Below are 16623 nucleotides of genomic sequence, written 5' to 3' on the forward strand. Positions count from 1 at the left end.
TACTTGCATCCTATTTATTGGCTCCAAAACTCGCTGTTGTGACGTATCATCGCTTGCAGATCTTGGACGTAATCCATACCCCGCTCAGAATAGGCCAATAGCCCATGAGTTAATGCGCTTGCCGTTTCGACACTCAACAGATCCTGCTGTTTGTCTGCCAAATTTTGGCGAATATTACGCAATTCTGCATAAGCTCGGTTGCGGTTCACATTCATAAAATAACGATGAATCGATTCTTGAGCGGAAGAGAATTTGGCCACTTCGTGAAATGCGCCTTCACTGCGCTGCAAAGGGACAACGCCGCAACCTCGAGTGTAACACCACTGCCCAAAGAGGTTGTTGGCTTCACGAGCAAATCGTGATGTTCCCCATGCAGACTCATTCGCCGCTTGTGTCATCACCAACGACTCAGGAAGCACATTAACGCGTTTAAGCATTTCACTAAGCCAAGCTCGGTTCAATTGCGTGTCTGTCACCGTGACATCGTAACGTTTGGCTAGACGCAACGCCCTCTCTCTCTGTTTTTGCGACAGTTCGGCAATATTCAGAGTGAGCAAAAACTCACGGTCTTTGAGAATTTTTTGATTTTCTGCGGCAATCTTAGGGCGTAAATAATCAAAAAATGCCTGTTTCTTTTCTCGAGTATCTGTGATTGAGGCAAAATCAGGCAACGCTTCTGCAGCTCCTGTTGCGTCATCCTGTTGAGCTTCCAGCTCACGACGCTGCTCTTCGTAAAAAAGATAAGGACCAATAGATGAAAAAGCGACAGCCATCGCTATGGCTGTCGCTTTAAGAAAAATGGAAGGAGATGTGTTGTTAGGCATTGAACACCTGCGAATTATTGTCATCGTTATGATCGCCAGAATCTTGCACTGTAACGACCTTGAGTCGGATACCGAACATCTCTCGATAGAGAATTCCTTTGAGATGGAAAAAGAACGGCAACACGAAAATCAAACCAATGCCATAGAAAAGAATGGCAACGACAAACAGCAACATAACCAGTAAATAGAGCCCTGAAATGACCAGTATTTTGCGATTTATCGCCCTAAATGATAACAGCAGAGAGCGCATCGGTGGTACGTTCTTCTCACAAATCAGTAAGATAGATAAACTGAATGCCATCGATAAATAGAGTGACACAAATGGTAAAAGCATTCCGGCCACCCCCTGTAGCATCAGGCTGAACAGTGTCGCCAGAATAACAGGAATAGTAAACTGCAGCCCTTTGCTGATGTGACGGTTTTTAGTTTTCAGCCCAGCAGCATGGCTCATAGCCATTAAGCTGACACCAGCAAAAATCGGTGCGCTCACCACCTCGAAACTAAAATTGGCAATATAGATAGCCGACAAGATCTGCTCATTGAGCAAATTCGGGTCGACAATTGCGTCGAGCAAAACGGCGGGATCGCCTAATTGCAATTGTAACGCGATGTAAAAAATAGCTAACTGCACTAACAGAAAAGCGATAATGGCGGGGGAAAAGCTGAAAAGATGTCGGATGGTCAACTTCCAAGCTTCTTGAAAAATCGCCCCTGCTTTTAACTCATATTGCCCAGAAAGCGCCCTATCTATGGTGCCACCAAGGTTAAAATCTTTTTCAAATTCGTTGTTCATGTCTATTCCAAGGTTTACTGCGTACCTTATCTACCTAACTCGCTGATTAGAATTGTCTTCATTATACTGAAATCTACTTTTTGCTAAACTCTGTTTTGTTACCAGTCCTTGCAATATTTGTTATTTGGCTGATAATTAACCGCTTGAAATGTATAGGTGGCGGAAGGTTTTAGCTCAGGGATTTTTGTCTTGCAATCAACAGGTTGATTGTGTCACTAAATCCTAGGGGAAGTATGGTAAGAAACATCGACTTTTGCATGCAAAACTTTTTCTGTTTCCGAATAAGAAAACACTTTGAATTCACAAATTTGGTGATTATGATGCGCCCCTTACATGTGAATAGCTACAGGTCGTACTAGTTAGTTGACAAGACCAATGTGGGAGAAATACAGACGTTGAACGCTAAACAGAACGCAGGACAGCCAGTTATCCGCTTGACTGGCATCAGTAAGAGTTTCGATGGTAAGGAAATCATCGGTAATTTAAATCTGGACGTTAATCATGGTGAGTTTTTAACGATCCTAGGCCCATCTGGTTGTGGTAAAACAACGGTTTTACGCATGATTGCAGGTTTTGAAACTGCAGATAAAGGGCAAATTACCATAGACAATCAGGATGTTACCAATGTTCCTGCGGAACAAAGGCATGTCAACACGGTATTCCAGAGCTATGCGCTGTTTCCTCACATGACGGTGTTTGAAAACGTTGCATTTGGTCTGCGTATGCAGAAGGGACCTTCTGCTGACATTGAGCCACGCGTGATGGAAGCGCTTAAAATGGTACGACTAGAAAGCATGGCACAGCGCAAGCCTCATCAGCTCTCTGGAGGTCAGCAACAACGTATCGCTATCGCACGTGCTGTGGTCAACAAGCCTAAAGTTCTGTTGCTCGATGAATCTCTCTCTGCCCTTGATTACAAACTGCGTAAGCAGATGCAAATTGAGTTGAAGCAGCTACAGCGCCAACTAGGTATTACCTTTATCTTTGTCACCCACGATCAAGAAGAAGCCTTGTCAATGTCCGACCGCATCATCGTTATGCGCTCTGGTGTCATTGAGCAAGATGGCTCTCCACGTGAAATTTACGAAGATCCGAAGAATCTGTTCGTTGCGCGTTTCATCGGTGAAATCAACGTGTTCGAAGCGGTTGCCAAAGAGCGTGTTGACGAGAAACGTATCCGAGCTGAAATCGAAGGGGTGGACTCAGTGGTTTACTTCGATGAACCGATTACGCAAGGTCAAAAGCTGCAAGTGTTGCTTCGCCCAGAAGATTTACGTATCGAAGAGATCAAGGAATCGGAAGAGAAAGGCATCGTTGGTCACGTTACTGAACGGACCTACAAAGGCATGACACTGGATTCGGTCATTGAAACAGAGTCAGGAATGCGTGTGATGGTAAGCGAGTTCTTTAACGAAGATGATCCTGACGTAGATCATTCTCTAGGACAAAAAGTCGCCATTACTTGGGTAGAAAGCTGGGAAGTGGTGCTAAGTGATGAGCAAGAAATTTAGTCTGCAAAACGCCATCATCACACTGATTGTTTCATGGTTAGTGCTGTTTGTTCTGATCCCAAACCTGATGATCATCGGAACCAGTTTTCTGACTCGTGATGAAGCCAATCTAATAGAGATGACATTCACGCTCGATAACTACGCGAGATTGCTCGATCCTTTGTATGCCAAAGTGCTGTTGCACTCTTTTTACATGGCGATTGTTGCGACTTTGATCTGTTTGGTTATCGGTTATCCCTTTGCCTATATTGTGGCCAAGATGCCAGCGAAGTGGCGTCCTTTTATGCTGTTTTTGGTGATTGTGCCTTTTTGGACCAACTCACTGATCCGCACTTATGGACTTAAAATCGTTTTAGGTACACAAGGCATCCTCAATAATGCCCTACTCACCTTGGACATTATCGATAAACCGCTACGCCTGATGTACACCGAAACTGCGGTTATGATTGGCCTCGTTTACATCTTGCTGCCATTTATGATTTTGCCGCTCTATTCGGCGATCGAGAAATTGGATTACACCTATATTGAAGCCGCGAAAGATTTGGGTGCGAATAAGCTACAAACGCTAACTAAGGTGATTTTGCCTCTCACCATGCCGGGCATCATCGGCGGTTGTTTGTTGGTGTTACTGCCCGCTCTTGGCATGTTCTACATTGCCGACTTGTTGGGGGGCGCGAAAAACCTATTGATCGGTAACGTAATTAAGAGCCAAGTCCTCAATGCTCGTGATTGGCCATTTGGCGCGGCAACCAGTATTGCCTTGACCATTGCAATGGCAATTATGCTATACGCCTACTACCGTGCAGGAAAACTGTTGAATAAGAAAGTGGAGCTGGACTAATGGGACGTACAATTAGATTTAGCTTTATGACCTTGGTGTATGCATTTTTGTATTTGCCAATCATAGTCTTGATTGCCAACTCGTTTAACGAAAACAAGTTCGGCATGAAATGGGGCGGATTTACCACCAAGTGGTATCACGCGCTAATGAACAACGACAGCTTAATGCAAGCCGCTTGGCATTCGTTTAATGTGGCGATCTTTTCTGCTACAGCAGCTACTATTATTGGTAGTCTGACAGCCGTTGCTCTTTTCCGTTATCACTTTAAAGGTAAAAAAGCGGTTAACGGAATGCTGTTTGTTGTCATGATGTCGCCAGATATCGTGATGGCGATTTCGTTACTCGCTCTGTTTTTGGTTTTGGGTGCTCAATTGGGTTTCTTTACCTTGCTGATTGCCCACATTACATTTTGTTTACCGTTTGTTGTGGTGACGGTTTACAGCCGTCTCAATGGCTTCGATGTCAAAATGTTGGAAGCAGCGAAGGATTTGGGGGCAAGTGAGTGGGTGATTTTGAGAAAAATTATTCTCCCGCTAGCGAAACCTGCGGTTGCGGCTGGTTGGCTATTGAGCTTTACCTTGTCTCTAGACGATGTAATCATCAGCTCATTTGTTACTGGTCCAACGTATGAAATTTTGCCATTGAAGATTTATTCGATGGTTAAAGTCGGCATTTCACCGGAAGTGAATGCCCTTGCAACAGTTATGTTAGTGGTGTCGCTAGCACTGGTGATCACTTCTCAGCTTATTGCACGAGAGAAAGTGAAATAATCCTGCTGCTTTCTGCTGCTATTTAAACGCGAAACAGAATGATGCGAATCATTCTGTTTTTCTATCAAAAGCCTTCGGGCAACGTTTGGTTTGGAGCTAACGTCAATGAAAAAATGGGCTACTTTATTAGCTGGTAGTGCATGTGCGCTTTCCCTATTTTCTGCTTCTGCTGCCGCAGATGAGAACAAAGAGCTGGTCTTCATGAACTGGGGACCTTACATCAACAGTGGCATCTTAGAGCAGTTTACTAAGGAAACTGGCATCAAAGTGATTTACTCAACTTATGAGTCAAATGAAACCTTGTATGCAAAGCTAAAGACTCACAATCAAGGCTATGATCTTGTTGTGCCTTCAACCTATTTCGTGTCTAAGATGCGCGATGAAGGCATGCTACAAAAGATCGACAAATCTAAGCTGAGCAATTTCAAAAACCTAGACAGTAACTATCTGAATAAGCCTTACGATCCAAATAACGACTACTCGATTCCTCACGTTGTGGCGATCACAGGTCTTGCGGTCAATACCGATATGTATGATCCGAATGATTTCCAAAGCTGGGCAGATCTGTGGAAACCTGAGTTAAAAGGCCAACTGATGGTGATGGACGATACACGTGAAGTGTTCCACATCGCACTACGTAAATTGGGCTACTCAGGTAACACCACCGATGAAAAGCAGATCGACGAAGCGTATGCCGAGCTGCAAAAACTGATGCCAAACGTACTGGTATTTAACTCAGATAACCCAGGCGCACCATACATGTCTGGTGAAGTTGGTCTTGGCATGCTTTGGAATGGCAGTGCCGCAGCCGCGCAGAAAGAAGGCCTACCACTCAAGCTGGTTTTCCCTAAAGAAGGTGGCATCGGTTGGGTTGATAACTTTGCGATCAGCTCTGGCGCGAAAAACGTTGAAGCGGCATATAAGATGATTGATTTCTTACTGCGCCCAGAAATTGCAGAGCAGATCTCAAACGACACTGGCTATCTGACGGCTGTGAAAGCATCTAACGAGAAGTTTAAAGATGTCGCCCCACTCTTCCCATCTCAGGAAGATCTGGATCGCGTAGAGTGGCAAGCTGCGGTTGGCGACAAGACCGTGAAATATGAAGAATACTTTATGAAACTGAAAGCTGGTCAGTAAAACGACACACGATTTCATTGCGAACCACTTAGGCAGCCAAGAGCTGCCTATTTTTTTTATTGCTGATATAATCCCGACCTATTCGCGTCTAATTCGTGAATTTCAGCCTATTTTTACAACCATTTGCCCTTTAGGGCACGCTAACATGAGCGGAACAGTAATGAAAAAAGCACTGTATACCGGCGCATTGTGTGCTGCTACTTTCTTGTCTACCCCTTCTTTTGCCGCAGATCAGGAACTCTATTTTTATAACTGGTCTGAATACATTCCAAGTGAAGTGCTGGAAGATTTTACCAAAGAAACGGGTATCAAAGTCATCTATTCGACATACGAATCCAACGAGAGTATGTACGCAAAACTGAAGACTCAGGGTGGTGGTTACGATCTGGTGGTCCCTTCAACCTACTTTGTCTCCAAAATGCGCAAAGAGGGTATGTTACAGAAAATCGATAAAACCAAACTCTCCCACTTCGCTGAACTCGATAGCAACTATTTAGATAAGCCTTTTGACCCTGCCAACGACTACTCTATTCCTTACATTTGGGGCGCAACGGGCATCGGCATCAATGTGGATATGCTTTCCAAAAACTCGGTGAGAAATTGGGGCGATCTTTGGGATACCCAATGGGAAGGCCAACTGATGTTGATGGACGATGCCCGTGAGGTCTTCCACATCGCGCTATCTAAACTGGGTTATTCACCGAATACCACGGATGCGAAAGAGATTCACGCTGCCTTTGAGGAATTGAAGAAACTCATTCCTAACGTGCTGGTCTTCAACTCGGATTTTCCAGCAAACCCCTATTTAGCTGGTGAAGTGTCTCTGGGCATGTTGTGGAACGGCTCTGCTTACATGGCTCGCCAAGAAGGCGCCAAGATTGAGATCATCTGGCCGGAAAAAGGGGCTATTTTTTGGATGGATAGCCTAGCCATTCCAGCACAAGCAAAGAATGTTGACGCCGCCCATAAAATGATCGATTTCCTTCTGCGTCCTGAAAACGCAGCGAAAATTGCGATGGAAATTGGTTATCCGACGCCGGTGAAAAGCGCTTACTCTCTGCTACCTAAAGCGTTTGCTAACGATCCGAACATTTTCCCACCACAATCTGTGATGGATAATGGGGTATGGCAAGATGAAGTCGGTGAAGCCAGTGTTTTATACGATGAGTACTTCCAAAAGTTGAAAGTGGATAACTAGTCCACATCGCCAAAGAAAAAGCGGTTTAGTGCCGCTTTTTCTTTGGCTGTTCTTTCTCAAACCGCTGCTTGAGAGTCGATATGGGCTAACAACTCTTCTACCAAGCGTGGAACTTCAACACTCGCTTTACCATAACGTTTTTCGGCAAACTCACTCTCTAACGCACTCGGCTCAAGGTTGATTTCTATGGTATGCGCACCGTGCATTTTCGCATCATGTACAAAGCCCGCCGCGGGATAAACCACCCCCGAAGTACCGATAGAAACAAACAGGTCAGCCTCTTCAAGCGCGGCATAGATATCCCCCATTCTGAGCGGCATTTCGCCAAACCAGACAATGTGTGGCCTCATTTGAGCTGGCATTTGGCAGCAATGGCATAAATCTCCTGTATGAATGTCTCCACTCTGCTCAATCACCTGATTCGAGACACTGCAACGACTTTTGAGTAGCTCGCCGTGCATATGGATGATGTTTTTGCTACCCCCTCGCTCGTGCAGATTATCAATGTTCTGAGTAATGATAGTAACCTTGCCATCCAACTCTTGTTCCAAACGCCCCAGCGCCTTATGCGCTGCATTGGGTTCAATATGCTCGCCCTGCAGTTTACGTCGGCGCTGGTTATAGAACTCTTGGACCAGGTCAGGATTTTTAGCAAAGCCCTCTGGGGTGGCGACATCTTCAATGCGGTGGTTTTCCCAAAGGCCATCTTGTGCTCTAAAAGTCTGAATGCCTGACTCAGCAGAGATTCCAGCACCCGTTAATACAACAATGTTTCGGTATGGGAAATTCATGTTACATCCTTGTTTCTCGAAGTGGTGATAGTCGCGCGAAGATGAACGAGAGAAAAACTCAGACACGACACTCGCTATCTTTTGTTAATAGAGTAGCACTGCAGGAATAACAACAATAGTGATGAGGGTTAGACGATGGTCGCAATTGCTAGCGTTAAGAGGCAATAATGTGAACTGATACCAAAACGGGCCGACAATGCGGCCCCTTTCACACTGTTGCAAGGAGTTTATTATTCCATGTTAGTGGCAGATATCTTGTGAATGGCCAAATCGGCGCCGTTAAACTCATCCTCCTCAGAAAGGCGCAGTCCACTGGCTTTGTGGATTGCACCATAAACAAGTACAGCACCGATCAACGCTACACTAATACCCATCAGCGTGCCAAGAATTTGTACGCTTAAACTCACCCCGCCCAAACCGCCTAAAGCGCTTTGACCAAAAATGCCAGCCGCAATACCACCCCAAGCTCCACAAAGACCATGCAGCGGCCAAACCCCGAGTACGTCATCAATTTTTGTTTTGTTCTGTAAGTAAGTGAATAGGTAAACAAACAATACGCCTGCAATCAAGCCAGTAACGAGCGCACCAATCGGATGCATGAGATCGGAGCCCGCGCACACTGCCACCAGCCCAGCTAATGGTCCGTTGTGGATAAAACCCGGGTCATTCTTACCTGCAACAAGCGCCGCAACAATACCACCAGCCATCGCCATGAGAGAGTTCATTGCGACTAAACCACTGATGCCGTTTAGGGTTTGAGCCGACATGACGTTGAAACCAAACCAACCAACACACAGGATCCATGCACCCAATGCAAGAAATGGAATGTTGGACGGAGCAAAGTTAGTGTGCTTTCCTGCACGTACGCGCCCTTTTCGCATGCCAAGGAACAAAACCGCAACCAGTGCAATCCAACCACCAACGCCATGCACTACTACAGAGCCAGCGAAGTCGTGAAATCCTGCGCCAAATTGACCTTCAAACCACGCTTGAATGCCAAAATTGCCGTTCCAAATGATGCCTTCAAACAGCGGGTAAACCAAACCGACGGTAAAAAAAGTCGCAATCAAGACAGGATAAAAACGTGCTCGCTCGGCGATACCACCAGAAACTATCGCCGGAATCGCCGCCGCAAACGTCAGTAGAAAAAAGAACTTGACCAGTTCGTATCCGTTACCCTGTGACAAGGTATTGGCATCAGCGAGGAAAGTGCCTCCATAAGCCACCCAATAGCCAATAAAAAAATAGGCAATCGCAGAGATACCGAAATCGGCGATGATCTTGACTAGTGCGTTTACTTGGTTTTTTTGTCGAACGGTCCCCACTTCAAGAAAGGCAAAACCAGCATGCATCAAAAACACCATGATCGCTCCTAGAAGGAGGAACAGTGTGTCAGAACTTTGGGTCAGGGTTTGAACGGCTCCTTGAACCTGACTGGCGGTAACACTCATTGTTAGAGCTCTCCGTTTATGTAGTGCACTTATCCTGTGCATCAGAAAACTTTGTCATCACCATGATGGTGAGAAAATCAATTGAGCGCTACATACAGCAAAGAATGCTCCAACTATTGGTCGTTCTATTGATAAATCACATCTCTATGAAAATTATCAATATTTTTTCTACTTAAACGAAATGTATAAAATAGCGAAGAGAGATTTTGCACTTAATTGGTTCTAATGCACCAAAAACAAGCGCACCCATTGCGTGCAATAAGGTAGTGGATAGAATCAAGAATAAAAATCCCCTCGTTGATGCGAGGGGATTTTCTTAATGAGAATAATCGGTGTCGCTTAGTCGACACCGCGAGATTTTAGGAACTCTGCGTAAGTACCTTTGAAATCGGTGATCTTACCATTGCGGATCTCGATAATCCGTGTGGCTAGAGAGTCAACAAAGACTCGGTCATGTGATACGAAGAACAGCGTACCTTTATACTGCTCCAGCGCATTGTTGAGTGATTCGATCGATTCCATGTCCATGTGGTTGGTCGGTTCGTCCATCAGTAGCATGTTAGGTTTGTGCATCATGATCTTACCGAGAAGCATACGCCCCTGCTCACCACCGGAAAGCACTTTTACGGATTTCTTAATGTCGTCTTGACCAAACAGCATGCGACCAAGGAAGCTACGTACCACTTGTTCATCGTCGCCTTCCTGACGCCATTGCCCCATCCACTCCATTAGGTTCATGTCTTCAGCAAACTCGTGTGCGTGGTCTTGCGCGTAGTAACCAATGTTTGAGTTTTCAGACCATTTGTAGCTGCCTGTACGAGGCTCTAGTACGCCTGCAAGTGTGTTGAGTAATGTTGTTTTACCGACGCCGTTTTCACCGATAATGGCAACACGCTCACCCACCTCAAAAATGGCATTGAAGCCAGCAAAAAGGTCTTGTTCAAAACCTTGGCTCAGGTTTTCAACTTCCAGTGCGTTACGGAACAGCTCTTTCGATTGCTCGAAACGAATAAATGGGTTTTGACGGCTTGAAGCCTTCACTTCATCCAGTTTGATTTTATCAATCTGTTTAGCGCGAGAAGTTGCCTGCTTTGCTTTTGACGCGTTGGCCGAGAAGCGCGCTACGAAGGTTTGCAGTTCGGCAATTTGCGCTTTCTTCTTCGCATTGTCGGCTAATAAACGCTCGCGCGCTTGAGTTGCTGCGGTCATGTATTCATCGTAGTTGCCTGGGTAAACACGAAGCTCACCATAGTCCAGATCGGCCATGTGAGTGCATACTGAGTTCAGGAAGTGACGGTCATGCGAAATGATAATCATGGTGCAGTTGCGCTCGTTGAGCGTGTCTTCTAGCCAACGGATGGTATCAATGTCCAAGTTGTTGGTTGGTTCGTCCAATAGCATGATATCTGGATCAGCAAACAGCACTTGCGCCAAAAGAACACGCAGTTTCCAACCTGGTGCTACTTCACTCATTAAACCAAAGTGCTGCTCCATGGGAATGCCTACCGCCAAAAGCAGCTCGCCCGCTTTTGCTTCGGCCATGTAGCCGTCCATTTCGGCAAACTCAACCTCAAGATCTGCCACTTTCATCCCATCTTCTTCACTCATTTCTGGTAACGAGTAAATGCGGTCACGTTCTTGCTTAACTTTCCAAAGTTCTTTGTGGCCCATGATTACGGTATCAATAACCGTAAACTCTTCATAAGCAAATTGGTTCTGGTTTAGTTTGGCAACACGTTCGTTCGGATCGTAGCTCACGTTTCCGGCACTGGGTTCCAGCTCACCGCTAAGGATTTTCATAAAGGTTGATTTACCACAACCATTTGCGCCGATTAAACCATAGCGGTTGCCCTCGCCAAATTTAACCGAGATATTTTCAAACAGTGGCTTGGCGCCAAATTGTTGAGTGATGTTTGCTGTAGAAATCAAAACCTGTACCTTTTTTGTCCAGTATCAAATAAAAAAACTGCGCAACGTTACTTGTTCAAGGAGTTGACTGCAAGCATTGATTGCGCTGTGTAGCAAAGAAAGTGCGTAAGTTTAACAGCTTTGTTAGTCAAGCGGGCGATAGATGTGTTTCTTTCGTCTTGCTTGGGGAAATAGCCAAGGATTTCTGCTAAAGTCTGCAGCAATTTTGAAGTGGCTAGACCCAGTTTCAATCAAAGAGAACCGATATGCTGCAACCAACACAGACCACGTGGGTCATTCTTGCCGGAGGGCAAGCCACCCGAATGGGAGGCGATGATAAAGGGTTTATTGAGCTTAACCACAAACCGCTGATCCAACATGTTATCGAGCGTCTTAAGCCGCAAACCGATCGTATTTTTATCAACGCCAATCGTAACCAATCGCGCTACCAAGCGTTCGCTCCGGTATTTGCGGATCATATTGAAGGATTCCAAGGGCCACTCGGAGGCATGCATGCCGCTCTCAATCATATAGAAACAGATTGGGTTGGCTTTGTGCCTTGTGACAGCCCAAATATCAGTCTCGACTTGGTTGAGCGTTTCTGTAGGTCGGTCGACGAATCCAGCGATATTTGGGTCGCCCACGATGGGCATCATCCACAACCTGTCTTTGCACTTTGTCACAAACGTGTCCTGCCCGCTTTGACGACATTTTTACAGCGTGGCGAGCGCAAAATGGGGCTGTTTTTTTCACAGCACCATGCACGTTATGTGGATTTCAGTGATTCGCCACAATGTTTTGTGAATCTGAATACGCCACAAGAATTAGCCCAGTTTGGAAAAATCTGTTCATGATGCATAAATCATCTCTCCCTTTACTCGGTTTCGCAGCGTATTCTGGTACTGGAAAAACCACCTTGCTTGAAGCGCTACTGCCAAAACTTACTGAAGCGGGCTTAAGAGTGGGTGTACTGAAACATGCCCACCATGATTTTGATGTCGATAAGCCCGGCAAAGATAGTTACCGTCTGCGCAAAGCTGGTGCGTCGCAAATGCTGATCGCCTCGCACAAGCGCTTTGCTTTAATGACAGAAACGCCGCAAGCTGAAGCTGAATTTGCCTATCTGCTTAGCCGTTTTGATCACAGCAAACTGGATTTATTGCTGGTCGAGGGCTGCAAGAATATCGCCTTTAATAAGATTGAGTTGCACCGCGAGGAAGTCGGTAAACCGTGGTTGTACCCGCACGATGAAAACATCATTGCGATTGCATCTGATGCCAATCACTTAGAGACGACCTTGCCGCAAATGAACATCAATGATCTCGACTCGATTGCCGAGTTTGTTCTTCGCTACGCGCGAGAGCAATGTCACTCTAAAGAGCACCCAACAATAGATGACGTGTCGCAAGATATGTTGACGCAAGAGAGCGGCATTGAGCGTATCCTTTCTAATCTAAAGCCGCTCGCTGAGAGCGAAACGGTGCCCCTCGCTGACGCTTACGGGCGTGTGTTGGCCCTACCGATACTTCATGATGGTGACGTTGTCATGGATGGCGGTGCGCTACTGACGCAAACACATCTCTCTTCCCTAACTACTTTAGGGATCAAGCACTGTCAGGTCATACGAAAACCACGTGTCGCACTATTTTCGCTCGATGGTAACGATTCTCAAGTTTGTCATGCTGTTCTTCTTGGCATGCTGCATACGCTCGGTTGTGAGGTAAACTCGCACGTTGTTAGCACTGAGAAGCGTCAACAACGAGTACAAGTATTTGAAGAGGCGCTAAATCTGAATGAGGTTATCCTCCTCAACGGAAGCGCTAAGAATTGGCAAGGCATAGTACTTAATTCTATTCCAGAGATTAATGACAACGGTTTCTCTTTGCAATTCGTTGAGCAAAAACCGCTTTTCTTGATGGAGACAACACTCGAAGGTTTGCAAGGCTATTTTCTTTCAACCGTTGCACCTATGCTGCGTAAACTTCGTGGCGAAAGAGGTTATCTGGCTGCAGGGCAAAAAGCGCGATTAACTCAAGGGATTAAGGGCATTCTGGGAGAGCACGAATTTTGCTATGGCTCTTTGACGGTGGATAGCATGGGAAGCAATCAGGTGACACCGGTAATGCACTCGTTTGAGAGTCTGGCCTCTTGGTTAACGATACAGAGTAAAGAGAATATCAACTGCCTGATCGTCGTCCCCGCAACTGTGGATACGCTGAAAGCTGGAGAATGCGTGACAATCTATCCACTTCAAGGCAAAATCTAGCCAATTTAAATCAAGGCCAACTCGTTGGCCTTTTTCATTGCGAGATAAACTGATGGTTCGCACTCTAATTTACATCTACAAGGGCGTTGAGAAAACACTGCCCTTTTCCTACGAAAAACATCGGAATATTCACGAAGCGGTTGCTGAAGCGGAAGGCATCGACATCTCGGCTTATTTGAAAATGGAGCAGCAGCTCGAAGCGATTTCAGATACCAAGTCGGTGCGCAATTATCGCGATAATCACTTCAAGAAGTTGGGATTTGAGTTGATTACGCTCAAGCAGAAAGATAACTTGGGCGTAGGCAAAAAGAAGCGCGACTGAACATAAAATAAAGGCTTGCATCTGCAAGCCTTTATTGAATTTATCCTTTGATATTTAAGAAGGCTGCGCCACGAACACCGCCTGAATCACCATGTTTTGCTTTGATGATCTTCGGACATTTCGCCACAGACAACAAATACTTAGGCACGCGTTTTGGCATCTCATCGTAAATGAGATCAAAGTTAGACAGGCCGCCACCCAGCGCAACCACGTGTGGATCGTTTGCGGTAAAGATATTGGCAAAGCAGATCGCCAGCAACTCCATAAAGCGCTCAACATGTTCTGCGGCTTTCTCATCGCCGGCGGCGTTTGCTTGAATAATGTCGATGGCTTTTTTCTCTTCACCATAATAGTGGGCGTAAAGCAGCTCAAAGCCACGACCTGAAAGATAGCTATCAAGACAGCCTTTCTTACCGCAGCCACAGCCAAGCAGCGGCGCTTTCTCTCCAAGATGGAACCATGCATCAATCGGCAAACGCATGTGACCCAGTTCGCCTGCCACGTTGTTACGGCCTGAGAACACTTTGCCGTCGTAGATCAAACCGCCGCCAAAACCGGTACCAAGAATAAGCCCCATCACCGATGGCGAATCTTGCAACTCTTCATCCCACGCTTCAGAAAGAGCAAAACAGTTGGCATCGTTTTCAATTTTTACGTTACGACCAATACGCGCCTCTAAATCAGCACGCAGTGGTTTGCCTTTTGCTGCTGGGACATTTACCGTCAGAACCGTTGCATCATCAGCATCTTCCATCCCCGGCAGACCTAAACCGATTTTACCTTCGCAGCCAAACTGCGCATCGTACTTTTCAACTAGACCGACGATGGTGTCAATCAGCAGTGAGTAATCGTCGGTAGGCGTAGGCACACGCTCCGTTGCAACGCGCTCTAGTTTTTCATTAAATGCACCAAACTCAATTTTAGTGCCACCGACATCAAAGCCGTAGTACATGTGTTCTCTCCTGAAAAGACCTGTCAGACTCCCAATGTATTGGAGTCAAAAGATAATAAATATCTGCGCATTATCCACATCTGTACGCCTACAAACCGTGACACAGGCAGGATTTATCCGCTGATTGATATCGTTTGCGCAACTACTCAGCAGCGCAGCAGTATAACTTAGACAGATATCTCGCTTTTAAAGCGGCGAAGGTATGCAGCTCGACATGGCCTGCTTTCATCGGTTTTGGCGCGGCTTTTACTCAGCAGGTAACTTTCGCGAAAGGTTTCAAACCAACTTTGCAGACACTGGCTGGCATACGTTTCACCAGCTTGGCTGAGTACTAATGACGCCACTTCTGCCGTTGATAGGTGCTGCTCATTATCTGAGCGGCGCATTTGATATTGGGACAATTGCTCGGGGTCGATGGAGAGTACAGGCAGATTTTGTAGATAATCAGAGCGGCGGAAGATTTTTCTCGCTTCGCGCCAGCTGCCGTCAATAAAGATCAACAGCCATTTACGTTTATCATGTTTGGACGGCTCACGTATTAACATGTTGGAATCAAGCTGCTTAATCAAGCGCTCTGTTTGATCAACATAATCTGCGGGAAAAACGATCACTGGCTGGTAGTCGTCACACTGTAACAAGGCGAGCATTTTATGCTCTGGTTCGGTACGGTTCCATTGATAAACGTACGTTTCTTGCACCACATCAGCAATCAAACGCCCTGTGTTGCTCGGCTTAAACACCTCATTGTCCGAGATGATCAACATGCACGCAATATTGGTCGGTACGTTCGGCTGAATATCGCACAAGCAGTGCTCAAGGGCGACTTGGCAATTGCGGCAGCGCACGACATTACATCCTCGCGCCTGAAATGGCTTGGTTGAGATGGACTGGCGGTACTGGTATAAACGGTGAAAAGCGTGCATTCTCATGGCGAACTAAACGCGTCGATAAAAGGGAACTGGATTCTACTGACTAGACGCGACAAGCTCAACACCGCTTTCGACTATGCTTAAAGGAATCACATGACCGAGCCGAGTTTTAACGACCCCTCCACTATTCGCTTTGGCATTTTTATTACTGTTTTGTTGCTCTGTGCCGTTTGGGAGCACTACCGACCACGAAAAGCGCTGACCGTTTCTAAAACGGTGCGTTGGTTTAACAACCTCACCTTGGTCGCCCTTAACGGCTTGCTCATTGCGCTTTTACTGCCCCTGACGGCTTTTGAAGCCGCTAAGATGGCTCAAGATCAGCAAATGGGCATTTTCCATCAGCTCTCTCTGCCCATATGGGCCAATGTATTGCTTTCTGTCATTGCGCTCGATCTCATCATCTATCTGCAGCATCTGTTGTTTCACAGACTGCCTTGGTTATGGCGTTTACACCGTATGCATCATGCTGACTTAGATATCGATGTCACCACTGGCACTCGCTTCCATCCGATAGAAATTTTGCTTTCTATGCTGATCAAAATCGGCAGTGTGTTCGCTTTAGGTGTCTCACCACTGGCGATTGTGGCGTTTGAAATCATTCTTAACGCCAGTGCGATGTTTAATCACAGCAATGCAAAGCTGCCACTTAGGCTTGATGCGGTGATGAGAAAAGTGATTGTGACGCCTGACATGCATCGGGTGCATCATTCAGTGATTGCGCGGGAAACGCATTCCAATTTTGGTTTTTTCCTCTCGCTGTGGGATAGAGTTTTCCGTACCTACGTTGCTCAACCGAAGCTGGGCCACCAGCGGGTACAAATCGGTGTGCCAGAAATTAGGAAAGCGCGAGAACAATGGCTAGATAAGATGCTAACCCAGCCCTTTCGCTACCAAACCAAACGACGTTAATCATTTTCAGAAAAGTAA

The 16623-nt window shown here is 46.1% G+C and carries 15 protein-coding genes and 1 pseudogene; 9 read left to right on the forward strand and 7 right to left on the reverse strand.

The window, feature by feature from the left end; all coding sequences use genetic code 11:
• Nucleotides 1-14 precede the first annotated feature (14 nt).
• Both EA26_RS07770 and EA26_RS07775 read right to left on the reverse strand, forming a co-directional pair.
• Nucleotides 15-824: a glucosaminidase domain-containing protein gene (locus EA26_RS07770; RefSeq protein WP_039426437.1), complete on the reverse strand. Its 810-nt coding sequence runs from the start codon at nucleotides 822-824 to the stop codon at nucleotides 15-17.
• Nucleotides 817-1617 (reverse strand): DUF2189 domain-containing protein, encoded by an 801-nt coding sequence (locus EA26_RS07775; RefSeq protein WP_039426440.1) that lies wholly within the window; start codon nucleotides 1615-1617, stop codon nucleotides 817-819. The genes EA26_RS07770 and EA26_RS07775 overlap by 8 nt, the downstream gene beginning before the upstream one ends.
• A gap of 377 nt (nucleotides 1618-1994) precedes the next feature.
• Here EA26_RS07775 and potA point away from each other — a divergent pair, with 377 nt between their 5' ends.
• The 5 genes from potA (at nucleotide 1995) to EA26_RS07800 (ending at nucleotide 7077) form a co-directional block, all read left to right on the forward strand.
• Complete coding sequence (gene potA / locus EA26_RS07780; protein WP_039426442.1) at nucleotides 1995-3128, forward strand: spermidine/putrescine ABC transporter ATP-binding protein PotA; 1134 nt, start codon at nucleotides 1995-1997, stop codon at nucleotides 3126-3128.
• Nucleotides 3112-3969, forward strand: a complete 858-nt coding sequence (potB, locus tag EA26_RS07785; protein ID WP_039426444.1) for a spermidine/putrescine ABC transporter permease PotB — start codon at nucleotides 3112-3114, stop codon at nucleotides 3967-3969. The genes potA and potB overlap by 17 nt, the downstream gene beginning before the upstream one ends.
• Nucleotides 3969-4739, forward strand: coding sequence for a spermidine/putrescine ABC transporter permease PotC (potC, locus tag EA26_RS07790; RefSeq protein ID WP_039426447.1), 771 nt, complete (start codon nucleotides 3969-3971; stop codon nucleotides 4737-4739). The genes potB and potC overlap by 1 nt, the downstream gene beginning before the upstream one ends.
• A 105-nt stretch (nucleotides 4740-4844) precedes the next feature.
• On the forward strand, nucleotides 4845-5879 hold the full coding sequence (locus EA26_RS07795; protein ID WP_039426450.1) for an extracellular solute-binding protein: 1035 nt from the start codon (nucleotides 4845-4847) through the stop codon (nucleotides 5877-5879).
• 160 nt (nucleotides 5880-6039) lie between these two features.
• Complete coding sequence (locus tag EA26_RS07800) at nucleotides 6040-7077, forward strand: extracellular solute-binding protein (RefSeq protein WP_039426453.1); 1038 nt, start codon at nucleotides 6040-6042, stop codon at nucleotides 7075-7077.
• A gap of 56 nt (nucleotides 7078-7133) precedes the next feature.
• On the opposite strand, the gene cobB is transcribed toward EA26_RS07800, so the two are convergent.
• The 3 genes from cobB to EA26_RS07815 form a co-directional block, all read right to left on the reverse strand.
• Nucleotides 7134-7934 (reverse strand): Sir2 family NAD+-dependent deacetylase, encoded by an 801-nt coding sequence (gene cobB / locus EA26_RS07805; protein ID WP_265183018.1) that lies wholly within the window; start codon nucleotides 7932-7934, stop codon nucleotides 7134-7136.
• Nucleotides 7935-8098: 164 nt separating this feature from the next.
• The gene (locus EA26_RS07810) at nucleotides 8099-9319 is read right to left on the reverse strand and encodes an ammonium transporter (protein WP_039426458.1); all 1221 of its coding nucleotides are present in this window, start codon (nucleotides 9317-9319) and stop codon (nucleotides 8099-8101) included.
• A 339-nt stretch (nucleotides 9320-9658) separates the two neighbouring features.
• Nucleotides 9659-11248 (reverse strand): ABC-F family ATPase, encoded by a 1590-nt coding sequence (locus EA26_RS07815; protein WP_039426460.1) that lies wholly within the window; start codon nucleotides 11246-11248, stop codon nucleotides 9659-9661.
• Between the two features lie 245 nt (nucleotides 11249-11493).
• On the opposite strand from EA26_RS07815, the gene mobA reads away from it, so the two are divergent.
• From mobA to EA26_RS07830, 3 genes and pseudogenes are all read left to right on the forward strand, one after another.
• On the forward strand, nucleotides 11494-12081 hold the full coding sequence (mobA, locus tag EA26_RS07820) for a molybdenum cofactor guanylyltransferase MobA (protein ID WP_039426462.1): 588 nt from the start codon (nucleotides 11494-11496) through the stop codon (nucleotides 12079-12081).
• Nucleotides 12078-12582, forward strand: a pseudogene (mobB, locus tag EA26_RS22575) (molybdopterin-guanine dinucleotide biosynthesis protein MobB); the annotation flags it as partial. The gene mobA and the pseudogene mobB, both read left to right, overlap by 4 nt.
• 963 nt (nucleotides 12583-13545) lie before the next feature.
• Nucleotides 13546-13815, forward strand: coding sequence for a DUF2960 family protein (locus EA26_RS07830; protein WP_039426466.1), 270 nt, complete (start codon nucleotides 13546-13548; stop codon nucleotides 13813-13815).
• A gap of 40 nt (nucleotides 13816-13855) precedes the next feature.
• Here the strand turns inward: EA26_RS07830 and nagK are convergent, their stop codons facing one another.
• Together nagK and EA26_RS07840 are read right to left on the reverse strand one after the other, a co-directional pair.
• A complete protein-coding gene (gene nagK / locus EA26_RS07835) occupies nucleotides 13856-14767 on the reverse strand; it encodes an N-acetylglucosamine kinase (protein WP_039426468.1) in 912 nt (303 codons plus the stop codon).
• Between the two features lie 167 nt (nucleotides 14768-14934).
• Entirely contained in the window at nucleotides 14935-15696 is a 762-nt protein-coding gene (locus EA26_RS07840; RefSeq protein ID WP_039426470.1) for a tRNA-uridine aminocarboxypropyltransferase, read from the reverse strand.
• A gap of 93 nt (nucleotides 15697-15789) precedes the next feature.
• On the opposite strand from EA26_RS07840, the gene EA26_RS07845 reads away from it, so the two are divergent.
• A complete protein-coding gene (locus EA26_RS07845) occupies nucleotides 15790-16605 on the forward strand; it encodes a sterol desaturase family protein (protein WP_039426471.1) in 816 nt (271 codons plus the stop codon).
• Nucleotides 16606-16623 lie beyond the last annotated feature (18 nt).

It is taken from the genome of Vibrio navarrensis (assembly GCF_000764325.1).
Classification (GTDB): domain Bacteria; phylum Pseudomonadota; class Gammaproteobacteria; order Enterobacterales; family Vibrionaceae; genus Vibrio; species Vibrio navarrensis.